Raw genomic sequence first — 23,226 nt, forward strand, 5'->3', positions numbered from 1 at the left:
GCATGTGATTAGTAATTAAAACTAAACGTCTAAAAGTATGAAAAAAAAGTTTTATCAACGAATCTTCCATGATTTTGGGAGATTTAAAAAACTGTTCCTTATTATGAGGTTGTCTTTTATCATGTTGCTGATTAGTACATTAACTGTTATTGGTAACAGTTATTCTCAGTCGACTAAATTTTCTTTTCAATTGTCGAAAGCGACAATTAAAGATGTTTTTGAGGAAATTGAGCAAAACAGTGAATTTATTATCGTTTACTCAGACGATATGATTGATGTTTCGCGCGAAGTTTCGTTAAAGGTATCTGATGTTTCTGTCGAAAGAATTTTAGATCAGGTTCTTAAAGCATCGGGCAATGGTTATGAAATTAAAGATCGGCAAATTGCGATTACCGAGCGGAAAGGAGTGCCTGCAATGGAATTAATGACTCAAAATGAACGCGAACTAACTGGTATTGTGAAAGACTTCTCAGGTCAACCACTCCCAGGAGTTACAGTTATGGTAAAAGGAACCACCATCGGTACAATTACTGACTTTGATGGTAAATTTACCCTTAGAACTCAGGTAGAAAATAAGGTGCTGGTTTTCTCGTTCGTTGGGATGAAATCACAGGAAATTCCGGTTGCAAATAAAACATCTTTCAATGTAGTTTTAGAAGAAGAAACTATTGGATTGGAAGAAGTTGTTGCTGTAGGATATGGAACTCAGAGTAAACGGGAAATCTCTGGATCTGTAACCAATGTATCTGAAAAGAGTTTTAATAAAGGTGTAACCCGCACTGGTGTTGATTTATTGAAAGGAAAAGTTGCTGGTTTGACAATCACAAATGGTAGTGGCGATATTACTAAGGATCAGACTATTCGTCTGCGTGGTACATCATCGTTAAACGCCAGTAGCCAGCCTTTCATCGTTGTCGATGGAGTTCCTGGAATGAGTCTAAACTCAGTGGCTCCACAAGATATCGAATCGATCAGCGTACTGAAAGATGCTTCTGCTGCTGCTATTTACGGATCAAGGTCGGCTAGTGGTGTAATTCTGATTACAACTAAAAAAGGGAAGAAAGACCAAACATCTATCGATTATGATGGTTATGTTGCGGTTGATAATGTGACTAACGTTCCTAAATTGTTAAATGCAGAACAGTGGAGAGATTATGCCAAGACAAATAATATTAATACTACAGGTATGGATTTGGGTGGTAATACCGATTGGTTTGACCAGATTATGCGTACCGGGATTACTCAAAACCACAACTTGTCCATGGCCGGAAGTTCAAAAAGTAGCAATTATAGGGCATCTGTATCTTATTTGAAACAGGAAGGTGTTGTGAAAGACAATGCACTTAAACGTTTCAATGCTCGTATGACCTTTAATCAGAAAGCTTTTGACGATAAATTGGATTTGACATTTACTGGAGTAATGTCGCAGCGGGATTATAGCCCAAGTGATACACGTAACTTTGTATTGGCATATAACATGCTTCCTGTTTTCCCGGTAAAGAATGACGATGGTACATGGTACGACAATCAGGAGTACGATCAGGGAAACCCGGTTCGCAACATTACTTACAATTCACAGGAGAACAAAAACAGCTTGTATTTTGGAAATATTAAAGCTGACCTTGATGTATTTGCAGGCTTAAAAGCAAGCCTTAATGTACTGAGACAACGTGAAACCAACGATTATAGCCAATATTACAATTCTCAGACTGAACGTGGCCGTAATGATTTGGGTTATGCCAAACGTGAAGGATGGACTGCTGATAAACAATTACTCGAAGCTACCCTGAATTACAAAAAGATCATAGAAAATCACAATATGAATTTCCTTGCCGGTTATTCTTACGAAGATAACTATTATCAAAAGATGGGTGCCCAGAACCGTCAGTTTGTTACAGATCTTTTTGCTGCCAACAATTTGAGTGCTGGTGAAAACCTTCGCTCTGGAGATGTTTGGTCAGAGAAAAATATGAATAAGTTGATTTCTTTCTTTGGAAGGTTAAATTACACTCTTCATGATAAATACGTATTAACCGCTTCTATCCGTCGTGATGGTTCTTCGAAGTTTGGAAAGAATCACCAGTGGGGTACATTCCCATCGGTTTCTGCTGCCTGGCATATGAAAGAAGAATCATTCCTTAAAGATGTAAGTTTCATTGATGATCTGAAATTCAGGACAGGTTATGGTGTGTCAGGTAATCAGGACGGTTTAAATCCTTACCTGTCGCTTCCTTTGTACGGAAAAGCAGGTCAGTATTATGACAATGGGAAATGGTATAGTGCTTATCAGTTCGACCAGAATGAAAATCCAGACCTTCGTTGGGAGCAAACTTCAATGTTTAACATCGGGTTCGATTATAGCTTCATTAAAGGCCGAATTAATGGTAGTATTGATTACTACAATAAAAATACCGATGACCTTCTGTACACTTATACAGTGCCACAACCTCCTTATCTGAAAGGAACAATGATGGCCAATGTAGGATCGATGAATAATAAAGGTTTTGAGTTTGTTGTAAACGGAGATATTATCCGTAAGACTGATTTCCGATGGAATGCGTCATTCAACATTGCACACAACAAGAACGAAATTACCAGCCTGTCAAACGATCAGTTTACAACGAGTTCAATTAAAACCGGTGATGCCTGGATTCGTGGCGGTTCAAACAATACGACCCATATTATCGAAGAAGGTAAACCAGTTGGAACATTTTACGGATGGGTTTGCAACGGAATTGATGCAAATGGAAAATACATTATGGACGATATGATCGATGGAAAAGCTGGTTTAACAGACGAAGATCGTACTTATATTGGTTCTGCACAGCCTGACTTTACTTATGGACTGTCAAGTGCAATGACATATAAAAACTGGGAATTCAACTTCTTCCTTCGTGGTGTTCAGGGTAACGATGTATTGAACTTCTCAAAAATGTCGTATGCTACTACTCAATGGTTGCCAGGCGCTAATGTATTGCAGGAAGCACTCACAATTGGGTTGAAAGAAAGTCCAAAATATTGCAGCTTATACATCGAAGATGGTTCATTCCTGAGAATGGACAACGCAAGTATCGCTTATAATTTTGATACAAAGGGCAAGTATGGTATTAATAAGTTAAGAGTGTATCTGACAGGTCAAAACTTATTCGTTATTACTAAGTACACAGGTTTGGATCCAGAAGTTGAAATGTCGGGACTTGATCCTGGCGTTGAAGGACGTGAGTATTATCCAAAATCAAGAACTTTCTCTGTAGGAATTAACTTGAGTTTCTAAACCTTAAAATTTAAACAACATGAAAAAAAGTAAAATATTCATTTTCATAGCTGTCGTAATCGCATCATGGGGATTCTCAGGCTGTACAAACCTTGATGAAGTTGTTTACGATAAGCTTCCTGTTGACCAATTTGGAAAAAACACTAAAGAGGTTAACTCATTAATCGCTCCAATTTACAGAACGTTAAAAGACGTATTTCCTTCGAACTATTTCTTGCTCAGCGAATGTTCATCTGATATGGCCATCACTCCAACCCGCAAGGGTGGTGACTGGTGGGATGGAGGTCAGTTCAAGGAATTGCGTTTCCATACCTGGACTCCGTCAACAAATCTTGTAAAAGATTCATATAACTCGGCAGTTTCAGCAATTACCCTTTGTAATAAGATCTATTCAATGATTAATGAAAATCCTGCCATTGAAAATAAAGATCAGATCATTGCCGAAATCAGGGGTGTAAGAGCCTTCTGGTATTATACTTTGCTCGATTATTACGGAAATGTGCCAATCGTAACTGACTTTAATAACAAAGATCTGCCAAAGACAAGTACAAGAGTAGAAGTTTACAAGTTTGTCCTTGATGAATTGAATGCGATTAAAGATGTGGTAAGAGCTGATGTTTCATCGGCCAGTTATGGTAAGATTACAAAAGGTGTGGTTTACACCATGTTGGCAAAAATGTATCTGAATGCAACGGTCTGGAATCCGGCCGGCGGAGCTAAATGGCAGGAATGTATTGCTGCAGCTGATGAAGTAATCAAACTTCCTTACCTGATTGAACCAAGCTTTAAACAGAGTTTCATTGTTAAGAATCAAAACTCACAGGAAATTATTTTCCCGATTGTATTTAGCACCAGCGATGGTGGTAATCACATTGCCCAGCGTACACTTCACTATTTGGCAGCTCCATCATTGGGACTGAAAATTGGAACATGGAATGGGATCTGCGCGATGCCTGACTATGTAAAGGCTTATGATCCTGCTGATAAACGAATAGGGTGGTCATTCCTGACAGGCCCAATGAAAGATCCTGCAACAGGCTTGACTTACATTACAGCTCACGGTCGTCCGCTTATCCACACGGTTGATGTTACCATGAAATATGGTTTCGATGCTGATGGTTGGGGACAAACAGAACAGGAAGATGGTGCACGTTGCTGGAAATGGGAATTTGAAAGCGGACAGAATGGTGATGCCGAAAACGACATGGCTATTTTTAGACTTGCTGATGTTTACCTGATGAAAGCCGAAGCCTTAGTTCGCTCAGGTGGCGATATTGCAGAAGCAACCCGCTTGGTTAATGTTATCCGGAAAAGAGCTTTTGATGATGCAGCAAAATTGAAAACTACTGTTACTCTTGAAGATGTTTATCAGGAAAGAAGGTTCGAATTGGCTTGGGAAATAAGTTCACGTCAGGATATGATCCGTTTTGGAACATTCCTGAATGCAATTCCTGGATGGAAAGGTGTAACAGCTTCAAAATATTTGTTATTCCCGATTCCGCGTACAGCAAGAGATGCTAATCCAAACCTGACTCAGAACCCAGGTTACTAATCAGTTTAATGATATTCGGGATTTATCCCGGGTTTTTGCGAATAATCCGGCGGCTTTCCAGAGGGAAGGCCGCTTTTTATCCAATAGATGAACCCTAAAGCCGACCCTTGAAACAGGTTGACTTTAGGGTTTTATCATGATCTGTCTGGAATTTTTTTTGTAATTGATTACTAAACCTATTTTAAGTGTATATTATACAATTATATTTGTATATCATTATAAACCGAAATAACCAGCTTAATATGAAACTAAAACACTCTGTTCTTTTGATTTGCCTGATGATTGCAGCTTCGTTAAGTGCACAAACGCAACCCAAAACTCTGGTTGTTAAAGCAGGCACTCCAATTGCTACCATCCAGTCAACGATGTGGGGGCTATTTTTCGAAGACATCAACTTTGCTGCCGATGGTGGAATTTATGCCGAGTTGGTTAAGAACCGCTCTTTTGAGTTTAATAAACCGCTCATGGGCTGGACAAAAATTGGCGAAGAATATGCCGGTCAATTCCAGATCATCAATAGCCAAAATGAAAATAATCCACGTTTCCTGCGTCTCGAGTCGTTGCAGGGGAAAGAACTTGGGTTGACCAACGAAGGGTTTCGTGGAATGGGAGTTGTTGCTGGTGAAAATTACCTGTTTTCAATTCTGGCCAAACAAGAACAAGGAGCTTCAGCGCTCAAAATCGAGTTGCTCGATTCAACCGGATTGGTAATTGGCAATGCGGAAGTGAAAAACTTTTCAGGTGATTGGAAAACGTATGAAACGAAATTCGCTTGTTCGGTAACTCATCCAAAAGCTCAATTGCGACTAACTCTTTCAGGAAAAGGAGTACTCGATATCGACATGGTTTCGTTGTTTCCTGAACATACGTGGAAAGGCCGAAAGAATGGTCTTCGTGCCGATTTAGTGCAGAAACTTGCCGACCTGAAACCTGGATTTTTGCGTTTCCCCGGAGGTTGTATTGTTGAAGGACACGAACTTGAAACCCGCTACCAATGGAAGAAAACTGTTGGAAATGTGGATGATCGCAAGCTGATTGTCAATCGCTGGAATACCGAGTTTTCATACCGGAACGCTCCAGATTATTTTCAGTCGTACGGATTGGGGTTCTTTGAGTATTTCCAGCTTGCTGAAGATATTGGCGCTTCTCCGCTTCCAATTCTAAACTGTGGAATGGCCTGCGAATTTAATTCCTCTGAACTGGTTCCGCTCGACAAACTCGATCCATACATTCAGGATATTTTGGATTTGATTGAATTTGCCAATGGTGCAACCACTACCAAATGGGGAAAGCTACGCGCTGACATGGGGCATCCAGCACCGTTCAACCTAAAAATGGTTGGGGTGGGGAACGAACAGTGGGGAACTCAGTACATCGACCGTTTAAAGATTTTCCTGAAAGTGCTGAATGAAAAACATCCTGAAATCGCGTTCGTTGGTGGCGCTGGCCCATTTCCTGACGGAAAGGATTTTGATTACCTCTGGACACAAATGCGCGAGTTGAAAGTGCCACTTGTCGATGAGCATTACTACAGAAGTCCGGAGTGGTTCCTGAAAAATGCATCGCGCTATGATTCGTATGACCGCAAAGGACCAAAAATATTTGCTGGTGAGTACGCCGCACACGATAAAGAAGGAGAAGATGCAGAATCGCGTAATACCTGGAAAAGTGCATTGGCCGAAGCTGCTTTAATGACTGGTTTGGAACGGAATGCGGATGTCGTTTACATGGCATCGTATGCACCCTTGTTTGGAAATGTAAATGCATGGCAATGGCGTCCCGACCTGATCTGGTTCGACAACCTGAAATCGGCGGCAACACCCAATTATTACGTACAGAAAATGTTCTCGACCAATGCCGGTACTGATGTTGTTACAGCTTTGGTTGATGGCAAACCATTAACTGGTCAGGATAGCTTGTTTGCCAGTGCCTGTATCGATTCAAAAACTTCGGAACTGATCGTAAAAATGGTAAACGTGGCAAGGCATACGGCTTCGTTAACACTATCGCTTGAAGGGAAACAGCCTTCAGTGAAAGAAATCAACCTGCAGGTTGTTGCAAATGCCAACCCCGGAGCGTTCAATCAGGTTGGTAAACCGGAAGAAGTGACTCCGGTTGAACGGAAACAAAAGATTTCAGGCAAGAAGATCGATATCAGTCTGGACGCCTATTCACTGACAGTTGTTCGCATTCCGATAAAGAAATAAAAGGTTAAGTACTTAATAAAAAGGGCTTTACTGACAATAGTAACTTGGTCAGCAAAGCCCTTTTCTCTTTTTTAGCTTGTACATTCCTGACTAATTTAGATGCATTGTAAAACTTTTGTCAATCGATTGCAAAAGTTCGCATTGTTGTTAATTTTGCTGAAGCCAATATTAAATCTACTAACAAACTAACAATGACAAAACAAAATGAAGCTTCGAGGCGGTTGTTCCTGAAACAGGCAGCTGCAATCTCATCGATGATGGTATTTCCAACAATTCTTACGAAAGCAATGTCAGGCACATATTCTCCTGCGGTGGGATTGGCTGGCGCTAATGAGCGTGTTAACCTGGCTTGTGTTGGTATTGGAAACCAGGGCGGTTCTGATGTATTTTCCTTATACAATACCGGATTCTGTAATGTAGTAGCTGTTTGCGACACCGACATGGGAGCTCCACAGACACAGAAGGTACTCGAAAAATTTCCGGATGTTCCACGTTTCCAGGACTTCCGAAAGATGTTCGATAAAATGGCTAATCAAATTGATGCCGTTTTGGTAGGTGTTCCCGATCATTCCCATTTCGCAATTGCCATGTTGGCCATGTCTCTGGGTAAAGCTGTTTATGTTGAGAAACCAATGGGACGAACTTTTAACGAGGTTCAACTTATGATGAATGCCGCAAAGAAATATAACGTGGTAACTCAAATGGGTAATCAGGGACATTCCGAAGCCAATTACTTCCAGTTTAAAGCCTGGACCGAAGCCGGAATTATTAAAGATGTAACTGCGATTACTGCGCATATGAATTCGGCTCGTCGCTGGCACGGTTGGGATCCAAAAATCACAAAATTCCCTGCCGCAGAGCCAATTCCCGCTACATTGGACTGGGATACCTGGCATTCGGATGTGAAAATGCACGATTATAACCACGATTTCATCAACGGACAGTGGCGTTGCTGGTACGACTTCGGAATGGGAGCATTGGGCGACTGGGGTGCGCACATCATCGATACCGCTCACCAATTCCTGAATTTGGGACTGCCTTACGAAGTTGATCCGGTAAAATTAGAAGGGCACAATGCGTTCTTCTTCCCGATGTCGTCAACGTTATCATTTAAATTTCCGAAGCGCGACAATATGCCACCGGTTGAAATCATGTGGTACGATGGCGTAAATAATATTCCATCTGTTCCTGAAGGTTTCGGTACTACTGAGCTTGATCCTAACATTCCTCCAACCAGCGTTGGGAAAGTTCAACCAGCGAAACTGAATCCGGGAAAAGAAATTTACAGTAAAGACCTTACGTTTAAGGGAGGATCGCATGGAAGCACTTTGTCGATCATCCCGGCTGAAAAGATGAAGGAAATGGAATCAAAATTACCTGAAGTGCCGGTAAGTCCGTCGAACCATTATGCCAATTTTCTGAAGGCTGTTAAAGGTGAGGAAAAGACACGTTCGCCATTCGAAATTGCTGGTCCTTTGAGTCAGGTTTTCAATCTGGGAGTTTTAGCTCAGCAACTGAACACTAAGATTGTTTTCGACCGTGAGACCAAACAAATCACCAACAATAAACTGGCTAATCAGATGCTGGTTGGGGCTCCGCCTCGCAAAGGCTGGGAGCAGTTTTATAAACTGTAGAATTTTTAAAATAAAGTTGAAAGCCCGGAGCCTCACTCTTCGGGCTTTCTTGCTTTTTATGCAGATCTATTCCATTGAAAGGATTTGATCTGTAATTGTTGCTTTTACGATAAACATATACTCTTCGAGAACTGCAAATTCGTCGTCCGTCAATTCCAGATTATTGTAGGCTTCATAAAATCCAAGTATTCGATCAATATCACCTATTCGGGTTAAGCCCATTAGCAATGCTATGAGGTAGTTATACGCTTCGATGTGGTGTATCCATGTGCGCCCTGAGAAAAGCGATTGCATGGTAAACGAATCTGTTATTTCTTCTTCCTTAATCGATAAATCTAAAACCAATTCAACTGATAATAATATCTTTAATAGTGCATATTCAGGAAACAGCGCACTGTATTCTCTAAGTTTAGTTTCATATTGAGTGGCATCTTCAGCCCTTAGTATGATTAATTCAAGAAAATACGAAGCTGGATTTTTCGGTGTTTTGCTTCTGAAGTCATTCAATAATGATTTTGCGGCTTCCGGATCCTCAAAAGCGGCATCATATATTTGTGTAAACAATTCGCAGGTTTCAATATCAAGCTTTTGGTTGCCTAATCCCAACATTTCTTCAGTAAAAGTGTTGTCAGTAACCTCAAAATCAAAGTCATTGAGATATTGTTCCGAATATTGATCAACAAGATCAGGATCAACAATGCTGGAAATAACATGTTCTGTTAATCGCTGAAGTTGTTCGTCTTCATTGTCATTTAAATCATCGCGTCTGGAATTAAGGTTCTGAAACAGTTCGCGTTTTTCTTTTAATGTCAATTGGTCGAACTCGTCAAGCTCATCAAATTCATCATCGTCAATAAGTTCAAAATCATAATTTCCCGGACCTGCTGTTCGTTCGAGCTGAGCCAGTATCTGTCTGGTTTTTGCCTCATCTTCGTTGGGTCCGTTCACATAGAATGGTTTGCCATTCAGTCCACATTCAATGTCAATCAACTCAATATCCTCGGTATCTTCTTCAAGCATAAACCGGGTGATCGATGTGAAATCTTTATGTGGTTTGAATTCGTATTCTGCGGCATATTCAAGACCGGCAAAAACAATGTTGTGAGCCAGGTTGTAGCTGATTGTTTCAAATACGATATGTTCCATGCTTTCTTTCATTTCCTGATATTCAGCTTCAGGAATATTAAAAAAATACTGCGTGTTTTTTATGCCCAGACAGAAAATATCGACTAAGTACATACACGTTGTTATATTTCCATTAACATGTGAGCGGGCTACGACTACGTGAGCCACACCTTGTTCTTTCCATTCGGTATTTACTAAACATTCGTAGATGGGCAAGTTTCGGGCTTTTTTTCTGATGTAATTTTCGGGGCTCAGCATCTGAATAACTTTGCCTGTGTTTTTCTTTGCCATGGATTGGATTAAATTTTTTGAGGGTATAAAGGTAAAGTATATACTTATTGTTGAAACCTCTTTATTTCGTGAACCTGTAATGCAGAATTTATTTTAGACTAGCCAGTTCCTCCATCATTGCCGGGCGTCGTTTATAGGTATCCCTAAAAAGCGATAGCAACTTGGTCACAATTGGTTTTCCTCCTTCTATCTTTTGAACCTGTTTTAACATGGTGGCCAGCTCTTTGTAATTCGACCGGCTGTTACTTTCTTCAGCAAACTTTTGGCACGAAACAGAATACATTTTTAACATGTCTTCTGGAAATCGTGGGAAAAGAAATTCGTGGTAATGTCTCAGCAAACTATACCTGAACCTTTGTTTCATCAAAGCTATTAGTTCGTCCCACATTTCTTCCATCACGTACAATTCATAAAGGAATTCATCAAATATTCGTTCTTTTTTCAGCCCTGAAATGATTGCATCCCTTTCGATATGCCATTTTTCTGGCTCAATGGTTTGTTTCAGAAGTAAATAATATTTCTTTTCATGCCTTGAATCATAAAACAATTCGCGCAAAAGCGAAAGATACTTTTGTTGTTGATGTGTATCAGAATAAATTTTCAGAAGCACATTTTTCCAGTTCATGGTTGTACCATGGTGCATCAGTTTCTCTGAAATCTGAATGCCTTCCTTGATTGTTTGGATTGCTTCGTCAAATCGTTTTTGTTCCAGAAATTCATCCACTTTCATTTGCCTGAATTCTGGTATGGTGAGGTTTTCGTTGATTAATTGCACCATTTCAACGATCCTTCCTGAAGCCTTCAGAAGCTGAAGTTTTTTCTGTAGCAAACTGGAAAGTTCATAATCTGATCTTGTACTTTTTATTTTCAGATCGATTACCGGAAATAATTCATTCATACGGCCTGTTAACTCGGCCAAATCAGTCATGGAATCTAGTATCATGTCGTCGCCATAATGCTGATATTTTGGTTTGGCATATTCGGATTTCAGCAAATCCAGCATTTGGTCTTTCAATGGCATCGGAACATCCTTGTTTCCGGTAAGACTGCTGATCAGATCAAAAGCGCCATCGAACGCATCTGCAACCATTCCGTCCGAATCGTCTATATCGTCTACAACTTCACTCACCTGATCAATCACGGCCAAGGCAATTTGTAATGGGTCGAAATAGTTTTTGTGGTTTAGAAATTCATGCGCTTTGTCAATCAGGCTAAAAACAATTTTGAAAGCTTTTGGGGCATGATAATAATCGATAAAGCCATATCTGCCGACAGATGATTTTAAACTTTGGGCGATTAGTTTTGAGTAGCTTTCTTTGCCTGCCGTTGGGTCTTTTTCGGCAAAATAAACTTGGAACATTCGCTTGAAATTCGAACTTTCAGAGGCATAATTCTTAATAAATTGTCGGAGTCCCTCAATTGGAACTGAATCAACCAACTGAGGGAAACTCATTTTGGTAGCCTTCCCATTTTTCCGGCCTATGGTCGGAGCCTTCATTTCTTCTTCTTCGATGTTCAACACTGTCGCAACAACATGTTTGCAAACGTCACCGTCGTATGGGCAATCACAATCCCACTCCTGAACGTGATCAAATTTAATATCAACCGTCACTTCATAATCGTCGTTTCCTGATACGGTAGCACTCCAATTCCCATTGCCATTATCTTGAAGGTCAGCAACTGCACCTTCTTTGAAATAATTTTTTCCACGGCTCCAAATGGTCGGATCTACCGTCTTTTTAAATTCTTTAACATTAATCATGTCAAAAGATTCGTTAGTTTGATTTGAGTTTTCTAAAGTCTTTTATATTTTCTCGAACGCTCCACATTTGAAGTCCGTGTCATCTTTTTGATCAAAACGGTTCATGAGGCACAGCAGGTTTTCTTCCCAATCATCAACCTGATGGCTTTTACAAATGACACAAAGACTCGGAATTGGCACTGTATCCGGATCGACTTTATTACCGTCGTCGTCATAAAAACCGTTTATCTCTTCATGGATGATATCAGAATCTTTGCTCTTGAGTTCCAATATCAGCATCTCTTTTACATGGTTTTCCATGAATTGTTTTTTGAAATCAAACCAGTTCTGGCGGTATTCTGAATTTTCGATGATGGTTTTGAAATTTGCAAACGGTTTCCTGTGGTTTAAGGCATTTATTAATTTTTCTTTTATCCATTTATCCTCTAATGAATCAGTAAATTCTTTCATTATTTCAAAAGATTCGAATGAAGCCAAAGGTTCAAAACTGACCCAATTTTCCCAGTTGTTATGCTCGAAATTTAAGCCTTCAAACGACTCGCCTGTCATTGCTTCAAATTCTTCCGGATCTTCCAACAGCTCATGTGGAAAATCTTCGGTTTCGGCGGTGTCTAAATTCAGGAAACAAACTAAACCCGAATCCATACTTTCAACAATTTTTTTAATTGCTTTCTGGTACTTTTCTAATAGCTCATTTTCAGGTATTTCCTCAGGTTCATAAAATTCATTTTCCAGAAATGTAAGTATTTCCTGAAGTTTACCCTGATCCTCTTTAATTGAGGAAAGGATTCGGAGAATTTCGTCCAATATCTCTTGAGTTTTCATTGGATTGGTGTTTTTTTATCTGATTTTAGGAAACAGTAGAATAGTCTGGCGATTCCAAAAGTTTTGAATTTAAAATTTGTGGAATTTACTTCTTTTGTAGTAATTCCAAAACAAGTGGCATGTCTTTGTTTCTTATAAATTGTCCGTTATCGAGCGGTTCGTGCCTTTTTGAAACAAAAATATCCGCATAAAACGGATATTTTACTGAATACAAGTTGTATTTTGCTTTTATTCAAAAATATTATTAAGCAGTCCGCCACTCGCTTCTTTCCGACTGTTTGGACCAAAGGTGCTGAGTTGGGCAACCAGCTTCCGGATTGGCATCGATTGTAACCAAACTTTTCCGGTGCCGCGTAGCGTTGCCAAAAACAAACCTTCACCCCCAAACACCATTGAGCGCAATCCACCAGCCTGCTGAATATCGAAGTCGATTGATTCTTCGAACCCGACGACACAGCCGGTATCGACCCGAATCACTTCATTGTTTAACTGGCGTTCGATTATTGTACCTCCGGCGTGGATAAAAACCTTCCCGTCGCCCTGAAGTGTTTGAAGAATAAAACCTTCGCCACCAAAGAATCCGGCGCCAATTTTTTTATTAAATCGCATCGATATTTTTGTTCCCAGAGCAGCGCACAGGAATGCGTCTTTCTGAACGATCAAACTTCCACGGTGATCGGGTAAATTAATCGGAATAATAGTTCCGGGATAAGGTGCCGAGAACGCAACATGTTTTTTGCCCCACCCCTGATTCGTGAAATGGGTAATAAATAGCGATTCGCCAGTTAATAAACGTGAGCCAGCAGAAAGTACTTTGTCGAAAAATCCGGCGCGAGGGTTTGAACCATCTCCCATTTTCGAATCGAAGCTAATACCGTCTTCCATGTACAGCATGGCGCCAGCTTCCGCAATTACGGTTTCTCCCGGATCGAGTTCAATTTCTACCAACTGAATGTCGTTACCTACAATTTTGTAATCAATTTCGTGTGATTGCATGGGTCTAAATTTTTTTTGATGAATCTTTCTGATTGAACAATATTGAACAAATTTATGGAATGTTGACAAACGCAACGCAATTTTTCGACCAGTAAGTTTATTTTACCGGTGAAATATAGTCAATGCCAAATGAGGTTTAATCTTCGAAATTAGTATTTGCGATTTCTGATATTGATAATTTTACCCAATCTCGATAGTATTTCCGGATTTTACAGGTACGAACCTGAAGCTTTTAGAGATGGCCGCCTGCGCCGAAAAACTGGTACAGTGCGAAGGAATAACCTGCTCTACCTGCATTGATTTCATCCAATCAATTGTCTTCTGCGTAGTAGCATCGTCGCTTTGTAAATGGAAACCACCAATAACCAGATAAACTTTCTCAATCCCGGTTACCTTCATGGCGTGGGCAGTCATGTTGCAAATACCTGAATGCGCGCAGCCCGAAATCACGACCAACCCTTTCGAAGTTACAATCGCCAGGCCGGAGTCGTCCAGCACAAAATCGTCGGTTCCGTCTGCTTTCTCGAAGGCCGTCGTTTTACTTTCAAATTCGGTTAATCGAGGTATTTCGCCCAGAAAATAGATCTGCCCCGAAAGCTGAATTGGATCGCGGCTCAAAACCAAATCAAACTCCGAGCGTATTTCATCTTCACTCCATTTGATCCCTAGTTCGGTACCATTCGATTTGCGGGTTCTTTTCAGAAAAGTATCCGGATGACACACTAATTGTTGTCCTTCGAAAAGCGACAAACCTCCTGTATGATCATCGTGTCCGTGACTTAGCACAATCGTGCCAATTTGCTGAAGATCGATGTTCAGAATTTTAGCATTATAAGCAATTAAATCAGATGAACTGGTGTCGAACAAAACGGTGAAGTCGGCCTCAATCATGTAGGAAAGTCCGTGTTCGGCGCGGCACCACCGTCCTGCGGTGTTGTCGTTTAAAACGGTAATTTTCAGCTTTTGCATTTAGTTCGCTACAAATCCAGTTTTAATTTGTCTAACTCAGCATTCATAAAGTTTATTTCATCGGAGCTCAGTTTTAGTTGTGCTGCCTTTGCATTTTCAACCGACTGGGCGGCATTGCGAGCTCCAACCAGAGCAATTGTAATTCCAGGTTGTTCAATGGTCCATCTGATCACCAACTGGCTCAAAGTGGCTTTTTTATCGTCGGCCAGTGGTTTTATTTTTTGCAGAAAGGCATTGATTAACGTTATATTCTGATCCGAATAATAAGGTTGATCGATCCGTGTATCTCCTTCGGCAAACAAGTGGCCAGGTTTTATTTTTCCTGAAAGCAGGCCTCTTTGCAGCGGACTATATGCGAGTACCGATTTGTTATTTTCAATCAGGTAAGGAACGAGATCTTGCTCAATATCGCGTTTAACCATGCTGTACGAAACCTGATCAGAAACCAGATTGATGTATTTGGCGGCTTCTTTCATCAACGATACATCATAATTGCAAACGCCGGCATAGCGAACTTTACCTTCTTTAATTAATTGAGCTACAGCTTCCATTGTTTCCTGAACCGGAGTAGTTGGGTCGGCCCAATGAATCTGGTAAAGATCGATGTAATCGGTTCCCAAAAGACGCAAGCTGGTTTCACATTCTTTGATGATGCTTTCTTTTCCGGAATAACGGTAAATGTCAATCGGTTTGCCTTGGTTGTTTTTACTGTTGAAAAAGAACTCGCCTTTGGTACCTTCCCAACTCAGACCATATTTGGTTAGAATTTGTATTTTATCCCGAGGCATCCCTTTGATGGCTTCACCAACAATTTCTTCGCTTGTTCCCTGCCCGTAAGCAGGAGCTGTATCAATAGAAGTTACACCATAATCAAATCCTGCCCGAATGGCTTCTACAGCTTCAGAACGTTCGGTACCTCCCCACATCCATCCACCGGCGGCCCAGGCGCCAAAAGTAACAGCTGACACGTTTAAATCTGAATTTCCTAATTTTCGGTATTCCATAATTATTTGGTTTAAGTTTTTGTCTTATGCTTTTTTCGATACAGAGTCCGTTTTAAATAGTGGTATCTCCACATAAAAAGTCGTGCCCTCATTAATTTCGGTAGTGTACCAAATCTTTCCGCCGAAATTGTCGACAATATTTTTTACGATCGACAACCCAAGTCCCATGCCACTGGTTTTTGTTGTAAAGTTTGGCTGAAACAGGTTTTCCTGAGCTTCTACGCTGATTCCGGTTCCATTGTCGCTGATCTGAATCACAGCCACTGATTTATTTGTATTGACGGTAATTTGTATTTCGCCTTTTTGGTCAGCCGGAATCGCCTGGATGGCATTTTTTACCAGGTTCAGAAATGCCCTTGAAAATTGTTCTTTGTCGATGAAAACCTTTACTTCTGCAAGGTTATTCATTTCCAGCACGAAGTGCAGGTTCTGGTTCGGCTCGAACAACGAACAAACGTTTTGAACCACTTCAATCAGGTTGAAAACTTCATTTTTTGCTTTTGGAATTTGCGCAAAGTTCGAGAACTCTGTGGCAATTCCAGAAAGCGTATCAATTTGCTCAATCATGTTTTTGGTAACCCGATTGAAAAAGTCGTCATAGTGCTCGTTGCCTTCCTCTTTTGCACGTTGCAAATACTGAATGTTGAGTTTCATCGGAGTGAGTGGATTCTTAATCTCGTGCGCTATTTGCTTGGCCATTTCGCGCCATGCCGACTCACGTTCCGAACGGGCCAATAATTCAGCGCTTTCAACCAAATCATCGACCTTGTGGTTATATTCGCGAACCAACGCACCAATCTCGTCTTCCGACTGATAGTTGATGTGTTCGTTCTTTGTTCCTAACTGAATGCCTCTCAGTTTTTCGCGGATTAAAGTAAGCGGTTGAGTTATTTTGTTCGACAAAAAGATTGCAATAATCACACTGGCCAGGAAAAGAATCAGGTAAAGATTAATAAAGGCAACAATAAATGTTGAAATGCCTTGTTTTAAATCATCTTCACGAGTGAAATACGGAAGGTTGAGGTACCCCAGATAATCGCCTTTGTTATTTATAATAGGTTCATAAGCTGAAAGATAGGATAGTGACCCTATCTTTTCAGGCTGAAAATATTTGAGCTGAAATCGTTCAGAAAGCTCATAAAATGCTTTGGAATCAATACGATCTGAGGTTAGTCCTTTGTCAAAAATTTCGGGACGCGAAGTGGCTAATAATTGTCCATTTACATCGTAAATATTGATGTCGGTTCTGAATATGTTTGATAGTTTATTCAATTCGCCGTATAGCCATTCTTGCAGTTCTGGATTAATTGAATTGACATAAACCAGTCTGTCTTTTATCTCTTCTGAAATCGATTTTATTTTTTCCTGAAGGTCGACCTGATGTCTGGTTCGGTAGTCGCGAATGTTATAATAAATTGTTCCGGTTGCTACAAAAAGGTGCGATATTAATACGACCGAAATGATGGATCCCTGAATCCGGAAGCGTAGGTCGCTCGGAATCAGAAGCTTTCTCATGTCTGAATTTCTTATCAGGATTATTGTTAGCACAAAAGCAAAATAGAAGACGAATATGTATGGAAACGAAATGAGATAATCGACAAATGTGAGCGAGCGGTTACTGACAATTATATGGTTTTTCTCGTCAATATTATAAATCAGATGGTTATATCCACCCCAGTTTAAGAGCTGAAATTCAGAGTCGTAAGATTCGATGTTGTACGATTGCAGGTAATAATTATAAGTATAATCTCCCGAAAAGTTCACCAACTCGTCGTCGAAATATTTTGCATACGAAAGGTATTTATATCGAAATGGCTTGGCCAGCGATTGATCGATAAGCAATTCAGGAAATCCAATTCCTTCAGAAATAATTTTTGAATCAATTTCAATAAATATCGATGTCCCGTTTGCATTATTCCGATTCGGATAATGAAGTTTTCCCAAATACGAAATCCGTCCGTTCAGATTGTTCATGAAATAAAAGTCGCTATTTAGGACTCTTATTCCTGAACTTTCAATCATTTTCTCGAAGAATGGGAAGCAGGGTTCCAAAATGTTTTCGGGTTGAACCATAACGCTATCCGTTGCAGTACAAAAATAGGTTTGAATATCATACTTTCTGAAATATCCACTGAAATAGGCCCTGGTAAGGTAATTTGCCAGATCGGTATATGGAGGAGTGAGCAGTGTGGGAATAATTGAATCGGCCTTAAACTTATCCTGCATTCGCGACAGAAGAACTTCAGCAACCGGGTCTTGTTCGGAGCTTAAAGTTGTTGCCCTCAGTCTTTGCACTTCAAGGTCGCGCTTCTTGACGGTATTGTAAACCAACATGAGGCTAATGACCGAAAAAAGTGAGATGAAAAGTATGGAATAGGATAGTGAATAAAGCGAAATATGCATTTTTTTAATCAGGCACTGTAGTGAATTAACTGCAAAAAACAGGAGCAGGATATAAGCCCATCCGGAAGGGAAAAATACGCACAGGACGATTGATGTGAAAACTGCAACCAGATTTAGCCTGAGGAAAAGGTTTTTACGATTCAGATGTTCAGTCCGTTGAATAATCCTCAGGTGAATGAGAAAAACAGAAAACAACAACATGGCAATGGCCAGATAGGCGCTTACACTGTATTGATCGATGTCGGTAATGCGGTTTAATTTGTAACTTATGTTGCTGTTACTGATCAGGTTTTCAATCATAGAGCCGACAATCTGATACAATAGTCCGACAAAGGCGAACGCAGGAATAATCAGTTTTTTTCGAAGTAGTTCGGTGGACGAAAACTCGTTTGCAAATACCAGGCTCCAGAAAAAAAACAGAATTGTAATCAGGAAAAAGTCGCCCAGCGAGGGAAGCCATTTCGAAATAGCATAAAACTGCGCACTAAATAACCCGACATGGTTTAAGATCGCAGGTATCTTTAGTGTGATGTGAACCCAGTAAAGAAAGCAGAATGCTATAAATAGCGACAGCATCTTCAATACCAGATGGTTGCCTGTGCGTCGTCTGATTTCGCGGTACAACGAAATCAGTAGAAATATAAAACCAAGCAGATACAAGATAACCGGAATGTACAGCTTTACCTCGCTATAGGCTTCGTCTCCAGATGGCAAAATCGTGAAGAGGTATTGATCTTTTGAGTCGTGAATCTCGGTAGCATTGGTAATCCTCGATATGTTTATTTTATAGCTCGATGGAAGCTTAAAGGGTGGTATATATGAATTTTCGAGGTAATGATTTTCGTATGAATAGTTGTTCTTGATGTGTATCAGCCCAATGATCTCGTAATTGCCTATAATTCTTGTTTGAGTGATAAAAATACCGTTGGGTAGCGTGATTAGCTTATTGGCAACCGAAACTTTATTCGGGATATTTTGAAATGCAAATTGATTACTTGACCAGTAAATCATTTTCCATTTTTTGTAAACGATAAACCCCAGACCTTCGTCTTCAAATAAATGGTTTAATTCAGAAAAGGTTGATGAGTAGTTTTCAGCCGATAAGCTGTCGTTTATTTTCAGCTCTGTCTTAGTTAGGTATTTCGAGAGTTTGAGTTCCTGGTCGAGTATGGTCTTTTGGAAATTCTGAATGACTTTTGATTCAGGATGATTTTTTAGTGTTTGGTTTTCCAGGATTGCTGCCAGCAAAATGAACAGGATGGCAAGAAAAAATAATATGTGTTCTCTGAATACCTTCATAATACAAAATAATCATTTTTATGCTTCAATCCCGAATGTCTTTAGCCAATTTATTGATGATGATAAGGTTCTCCCTTCAGGATAGTCATTGCACGGTAAAGCTGTTCCAGAAAAATCAACCGAACCATTTGGTGCGAAAAGGTCATTTTCGAAAGACTCATCTTTCCGTTTGCCCGTGAATAAACGCTTCCTGAAAATCCGTACGGTCCACCAATGACAAAGACCAACCGCTTAATTCCTGAGACCATTTTTTTCTCCAAAAAGCGTGCAAATTCTACCGAAGAAGCTTCCATCCCTTGTTCGTCGAGCAAAAATAATTCGTCGGAGGTGGTTAGTTGCTGGAGAATGAGCTCTCCTTCCTTTTCTTTCTGTTGGTCTTCACTAAGGTTTTTAGAGTTCTTGATGTCTGGTATTGCTTTCATTTCAAAAGAGATATAATGAGGTATTCGTTTCAGGAAGACTTCAAGTCCTTTTTGCAAATAAGCTTCGTCAGTTTTACCGATTACCAGCAGGCATATTCTCATGAGTTCGCGTTTCAGTTAAAGATTCTAATTTTCGTTTTTTAAATTGATTTTTCAGGTATATGAAATTTGTTACCTTTACAAAGGTATTTGTTTAAATAAAAAATTGCACGGTTTTTGGTAATGATTCATGCTGAGACGAATTTGTACGAAAATTATTAATGATGAAAAATTTTAAATTGAAACTAATATCCTTCGTGTTCGGGTTTTTTGCTCTGGCAACCGCTTCTTTTGCTCAGATTCCCAATGAAATTGTGACAAGTATACTGAGTGGCAATGATGTTACTTTAGCCGCTTATTTCAATGAAAATGTTGAATTGGTTGTCGAATCGCACGATGATGTTTATAGCAAATCGCAGGCCCAGCAAATTGTTGCGGAGTTTTTTAAATCGAACAAACCCAAGCAGTTCAGTATCATTCATCAAGGTGGAAAAGAAGATGCCCGTTATGCTATTGGTAGCCTGACTACTGCTACCGGTGCTTTTCGTGTGTATTTTTTGTTGAGGATTAAGAATAACAGTACACTGATTCACCAGTTAAAAATTGAAAAACAGGGCTAATGCCTGATAGACTCTCGAAAAAACTGATCTCCATTTGGGAAAGTATACTGGTCAAGGCAAAACGGGTTACTCTCCCCGGACTTGATGGAATGGCAATCTATGATGTGATGGTTTTTTTCTGGCGCAGCATAGTCGATGGCGCTTTATCTACACGCGCTTCAGCTATTGCATTCAGCTTTTTTGTCGCTCTTTTCCCGCTCATTATCTTCCTGTTTACTCTCATTCCGTATATCCCGGTTGATAATTTCCAGAATGAACTTTTCCTTTTGATTAAGGATATGGTTCCTGAAAATACCTTCAAAGCCATCGAAGAAACTGTTATGGATATTTTGACCCGTCAGCGGGGCGACTTGCTTTCACTTGGTTTTTTCATGGCGCTTATTTTCTCAACCAACGGCTTTGCTTCGATGATGACTGCGTTCGATGCTTCACTTCACAGTTTCGAACGCCGTACCTGGCTTGGACAACGATTGATTGCTTTGTTGCTTTTGATTATCATGTCGGTTTTGCTTGCTGTTGCAATCACGTTGATTACTTATGGCCAGTATTTTATCAACTACATGGTAGCGAATGGATATTTAAAAGACCATTTCACAATTATTTTGCTTTCAATCTCGAAATGGATTGTCATTTTATTTTTGTTTTTCATGGCCAATTCATTTCTGTATTACCTGGCACCTGCCAAGAAAACCAAATGGCGTTTTATTTCCGCTGGAGGCACTTTGTCTACCGTTCTGAGTGTAGTCACCTTTTTAGGATTCACCTATTACATCAATCGCTTTGGTCAGTACAACAAGCTGTATGGCTCGATCGGAACATTGCTGGTTATTTTGCTACTGATGTATTTGATGTCGATGATTCTTCTGATCGGGTTTGAGTTGAATGCCAGTATCAACGAAGCAGTAAAGCATTCAAAGGGAGGATTTGCGCACAGGAATCAGGCTTGAAATGGAATGTAATTAAAGGTTTCGGGTTACAATCACCAATCACCAATTTCCAATCTTCGGTCTTTCGACTTCGGTCATTTTTATTTCCCCATCCTGAAAAGAATTTCTTTTTCTTCTTTCGATAAGGAATCGTAGCCCGACTTACTTATTTTTTCAAGGATTTCGTTCATACGTTTTTGATCCTGATTTTTCTGTCGGTTGTACTCAATGTCATCTACCGGTTTTCGATAGCTAACTTTTACTTTGGGCTTTGGGCTGAAGGTCTTTTTCAGACTTGAAAACAATCCATTTACACTTTTGCCGGGATCAATTCCCCTCCGCAACTGCAACACATAAATCACTCCCCAGAAAGCGCCACCCAGATGAGCCAGGTTACCTCCTGCATTGGTCGACGAAATGCCAATCACATACATCAAAACCGACACGAGTGCAATGTATTTCATTTTCACCGGCCCGATAAACATCAAATGAAGTGTGTGGTTTGGAGCATTTACAGCCAATGCGGTAACGATTGCAATTACTGAAGCCGATGCGCCTAGGAGTCTGGAGTCAGAAACCATATGCGAAAACACCGGAAATAAATTATATCCGGCCACATAGAATAATCCTCCTGAGATACCTCCCAGCAAATAAATTGTAATTAGTTTTCCCTGATCAAAATAAGTCAGGAAAATCTGCCCCATCCAGTAAAGCCAAAGCAGATTAAACAGGATATGCAGAAAATCGAAATGCAGAAACATGTAGGTGATGAGCGTCCAAGGCCGACTTGCCAACTGTTCGAAATCAGCCGGGAGCGCCAGCCAGTCCATAAGAGGGAACGGCGTTCCGGAAAGGAAAAAGAACACGTTTAATATCCGGAAAACAAGGAAAACTCCCAGGTTAATGTAGATCACTCGGGTCAATGCTGATCCTTCTCTAAATGATTCCTTTATTTCGTCGAAAATGGTCATTTGCAAAGATTTTTTTCACCCCTCCTTGGGAGGGGCAGGGGAGGCTTTTAATAAAAATTCCTCGTGTTTCGGTTCCAGTATCTGATCAGGAAAAAGCCAAAGAGCATTCCGCCCAAATGTGCAAAATGCGCAATGTTTGCCCCCATTCCTGTAATTCCGCTGAAAAGTTCGATGGCTCCATAACCCGCTACAAAATATTTGGCTTTGATTGGTATAGGCGGAAACAATAACATGAGTTCGGTATTGGGGAAAAGCATTCCGAAACCGAGCAAAATGCCAAATACAGCTCCTGAAGCACCAACTGTTGGTGTATTTAAGATCATATTTAATTTGCCAGCCGGGCCAACCCAATTTTGTCCTTGCTGTAACAATTCAGCCCCTTGGCTTAGCACCGCCTGAACGTCCTGAGGGTTCATTTTCGAAGCGTAGTATTGAAATTCCATGTAATTCACAAAGGTGTGAAGTGCTGCCGCCCCGAGTCCGGTTACAAAATAGTAGATGAAGAAACGTTTCGGACCCCACACGCTTTCCAGAACGCGGCCAAACATCCAAAGCGCGAACATGTTAAATGCCAGATGCATAAATCCGCCGTGCATGAACATGTGGGTAACCAATTGGTATGGTCTGAAATCGGGCGATTGAATGTAGTGTAATCCTAACGTATTGGTAAGGTCAATTCCCTTCATCTGAAGAATGTAGGTTGCCGCCAACATGAGTACATTGATAATGACCAGGTTTTTGACTACAGGAGGAATCGTATTAATACTGGGTCTGAAATTCTGCATTGTTATTCGTTTTAGACGATAGATAATAGATTTTAGATAAAAGGCTTGCCAATCAAGATTCGCACCAACTTTAAACTTTGGACATTAAACGTTAAACTTCACCGGCCAAAGTAGTAAATTTC

The 23,226-nt window shown here is 40.3% G+C and carries 16 protein-coding genes; 6 read left to right on the forward strand and 10 right to left on the reverse strand.

The window, feature by feature from the left end; translation table 11 throughout:
• Window positions 1-103 precede the first annotated feature (103 nt).
• The 4 genes from AQPE_RS14450 (at window position 104) to AQPE_RS14465 (ending at window position 8,667) form a co-directional block, all read left to right on the forward strand.
• Entirely contained in the window at window positions 104-3,274 is a 3,171-nt protein-coding gene (locus AQPE_RS14450) for a TonB-dependent receptor (protein ID WP_318347208.1), read from the forward strand.
• Between the two features lie 19 nt (window positions 3,275-3,293).
• The gene (locus AQPE_RS14455; RefSeq protein ID WP_318347209.1) at window positions 3,294-4,826 is read left to right on the forward strand and encodes a RagB/SusD family nutrient uptake outer membrane protein; all 1,533 of its coding nucleotides are present in this window, start codon (window positions 3,294-3,296) and stop codon (window positions 4,824-4,826) included.
• A 242-nt stretch (window positions 4,827-5,068) separates the two neighbouring features.
• Window positions 5,069-7,033 carry an alpha-L-arabinofuranosidase C-terminal domain-containing protein gene (locus AQPE_RS14460; RefSeq protein WP_318347210.1) on the forward strand — a complete coding sequence of 655 codons (1,965 nt, stop codon included), beginning with the start codon at window positions 5,069-5,071 and terminating at the stop codon, window positions 7,031-7,033.
• Between the two features lie 191 nt (window positions 7,034-7,224).
• Complete coding sequence (locus AQPE_RS14465) at window positions 7,225-8,667, forward strand: Gfo/Idh/MocA family oxidoreductase (RefSeq protein WP_318347211.1); 1,443 nt, start codon at window positions 7,225-7,227, stop codon at window positions 8,665-8,667.
• A 66-nt stretch (window positions 8,668-8,733) separates the two neighbouring features.
• Here AQPE_RS14465 and AQPE_RS14470 read toward each other — a convergent pair whose 3' ends face one another.
• From AQPE_RS14470 to rlmH, 8 genes are all read right to left on the reverse strand, one after another.
• Window positions 8,734-10,083 carry a hypothetical protein gene (locus tag AQPE_RS14470; protein WP_318347212.1) on the reverse strand — a complete coding sequence of 450 codons (1,350 nt, stop codon included), beginning with the start codon at window positions 10,081-10,083 and terminating at the stop codon, window positions 8,734-8,736.
• 88 nt (window positions 10,084-10,171) lie between these two features.
• Window positions 10,172-11,845 (reverse strand): SWIM zinc finger family protein, encoded by a 1,674-nt coding sequence (locus AQPE_RS14475; protein WP_318347213.1) that lies wholly within the window; start codon window positions 11,843-11,845, stop codon window positions 10,172-10,174.
• Between the two features lie 42 nt (window positions 11,846-11,887).
• On the reverse strand, window positions 11,888-12,670 hold the full coding sequence (locus AQPE_RS14480) for a UPF0158 family protein (RefSeq protein WP_318347214.1): 783 nt from the start codon (window positions 12,668-12,670) through the stop codon (window positions 11,888-11,890).
• 228 nt (window positions 12,671-12,898) lie between these two features.
• Window positions 12,899-13,666: a TIGR00266 family protein gene (locus AQPE_RS14485; RefSeq protein WP_318347215.1), complete on the reverse strand. Its 768-nt coding sequence runs from the start codon at window positions 13,664-13,666 to the stop codon at window positions 12,899-12,901.
• A 180-nt stretch (window positions 13,667-13,846) separates the two neighbouring features.
• On the reverse strand, window positions 13,847-14,635 hold the full coding sequence (locus tag AQPE_RS14490; RefSeq protein ID WP_318347216.1) for an MBL fold metallo-hydrolase: 789 nt from the start codon (window positions 14,633-14,635) through the stop codon (window positions 13,847-13,849).
• An 8-nt stretch (window positions 14,636-14,643) separates the two neighbouring features.
• Window positions 14,644-15,639, reverse strand: coding sequence for an aldo/keto reductase (locus tag AQPE_RS14495; protein WP_318347217.1), 996 nt, complete (start codon window positions 15,637-15,639; stop codon window positions 14,644-14,646).
• A 24-nt stretch (window positions 15,640-15,663) separates the two neighbouring features.
• The gene (locus tag AQPE_RS14500) at window positions 15,664-19,341 is read right to left on the reverse strand and encodes a sensor histidine kinase (protein ID WP_318347218.1); all 3,678 of its coding nucleotides are present in this window, start codon (window positions 19,339-19,341) and stop codon (window positions 15,664-15,666) included.
• 50 nt (window positions 19,342-19,391) lie between these two features.
• Window positions 19,392-19,865 (reverse strand): 23S rRNA (pseudouridine(1915)-N(3))-methyltransferase RlmH, encoded by a 474-nt coding sequence (gene rlmH, locus AQPE_RS14505; RefSeq protein WP_318347219.1) that lies wholly within the window; start codon window positions 19,863-19,865, stop codon window positions 19,392-19,394.
• A 176-nt stretch (window positions 19,866-20,041) separates the two neighbouring features.
• On the opposite strand from rlmH, the gene AQPE_RS14510 reads away from it, so the two are divergent.
• Together AQPE_RS14510 and AQPE_RS14515 are read left to right on the forward strand one after the other, a co-directional pair.
• A complete protein-coding gene (locus tag AQPE_RS14510) occupies window positions 20,042-20,422 on the forward strand; it encodes a DUF4783 domain-containing protein (protein ID WP_318347220.1) in 381 nt (126 codons plus the stop codon).
• On the forward strand, window positions 20,422-21,369 hold the full coding sequence (locus AQPE_RS14515) for a YihY/virulence factor BrkB family protein (protein WP_318347221.1): 948 nt from the start codon (window positions 20,422-20,424) through the stop codon (window positions 21,367-21,369). The genes AQPE_RS14510 and AQPE_RS14515 overlap by 1 nt, the downstream gene beginning before the upstream one ends.
• 80 nt (window positions 21,370-21,449) lie before the next feature.
• On the opposite strand, the gene AQPE_RS14520 is transcribed toward AQPE_RS14515, so the two are convergent.
• On the reverse strand, window positions 21,450-22,319 hold the full coding sequence (locus tag AQPE_RS14520; protein WP_318347222.1) for a rhomboid family protein: 870 nt from the start codon (window positions 22,317-22,319) through the stop codon (window positions 21,450-21,452).
• Between the two features lie 47 nt (window positions 22,320-22,366).
• Window positions 22,367-23,104: a rhomboid family intramembrane serine protease gene (locus AQPE_RS14525; RefSeq protein ID WP_318347223.1), complete on the reverse strand. Its 738-nt coding sequence runs from the start codon at window positions 23,102-23,104 to the stop codon at window positions 22,367-22,369.
• Between the last annotated feature and the right edge of the window lie 122 nt (window positions 23,105-23,226).

The sequence above is a fragment of the Aquipluma nitroreducens genome (genome assembly GCF_009689585.1).
Taxonomy (GTDB): domain Bacteria; phylum Bacteroidota; class Bacteroidia; order Bacteroidales; family Prolixibacteraceae; genus Aquipluma; species Aquipluma nitroreducens.

Coding starts and splice junctions, on each gene's coding strand:
- AQPE_RS14495 (WP_318347217.1), bottom strand. CDS start 15,639: ATGGAATACCGAAAATTAGGAAATTCAGATTTAAACGTGTCAGCTGTT.
- AQPE_RS14525 (WP_318347223.1), bottom strand. CDS start 23,104: ATGCAGAATTTCAGACCCAGTATTAATACGATTCCTCCTGTAGTCAAA.
- rlmH (WP_318347219.1), bottom strand. CDS start 19,865: ATGAGAATATGCCTGCTGGTAATCGGTAAAACTGACGAAGCTTATTTG.
- AQPE_RS14485 (WP_318347215.1), bottom strand. CDS start 13,666: ATGCAATCACACGAAATTGATTACAAAATTGTAGGTAACGACATTCAG.
- AQPE_RS14490 (WP_318347216.1), bottom strand. CDS start 14,635: ATGCAAAAGCTGAAAATTACCGTTTTAAACGACAACACCGCAGGACGG.
- AQPE_RS14470 (WP_318347212.1), bottom strand. CDS start 10,083: ATGGCAAAGAAAAACACAGGCAAAGTTATTCAGATGCTGAGCCCCGAA.
- AQPE_RS14500 (WP_318347218.1), bottom strand. CDS start 19,341: ATGAAGGTATTCAGAGAACACATATTATTTTTTCTTGCCATCCTGTTC.
- AQPE_RS14450 (WP_318347208.1), top strand. CDS start 104: ATGAGGTTGTCTTTTATCATGTTGCTGATTAGTACATTAACTGTTATT.
- AQPE_RS14465 (WP_318347211.1), top strand. CDS start 7,225: ATGACAAAACAAAATGAAGCTTCGAGGCGGTTGTTCCTGAAACAGGCA.
- AQPE_RS14475 (WP_318347213.1), bottom strand. CDS start 11,845: ATGATTAATGTTAAAGAATTTAAAAAGACGGTAGATCCGACCATTTGG.
- AQPE_RS14520 (WP_318347222.1), bottom strand. CDS start 22,319: ATGACCATTTTCGACGAAATAAAGGAATCATTTAGAGAAGGATCAGCA.
- AQPE_RS14460 (WP_318347210.1), top strand. CDS start 5,069: ATGAAACTAAAACACTCTGTTCTTTTGATTTGCCTGATGATTGCAGCT.
- AQPE_RS14480 (WP_318347214.1), bottom strand. CDS start 12,670: ATGAAAACTCAAGAGATATTGGACGAAATTCTCCGAATCCTTTCCTCA.
- AQPE_RS14455 (WP_318347209.1), top strand. CDS start 3,294: ATGAAAAAAAGTAAAATATTCATTTTCATAGCTGTCGTAATCGCATCA.
- AQPE_RS14515 (WP_318347221.1), top strand. CDS start 20,422: ATGCCTGATAGACTCTCGAAAAAACTGATCTCCATTTGGGAAAGTATA.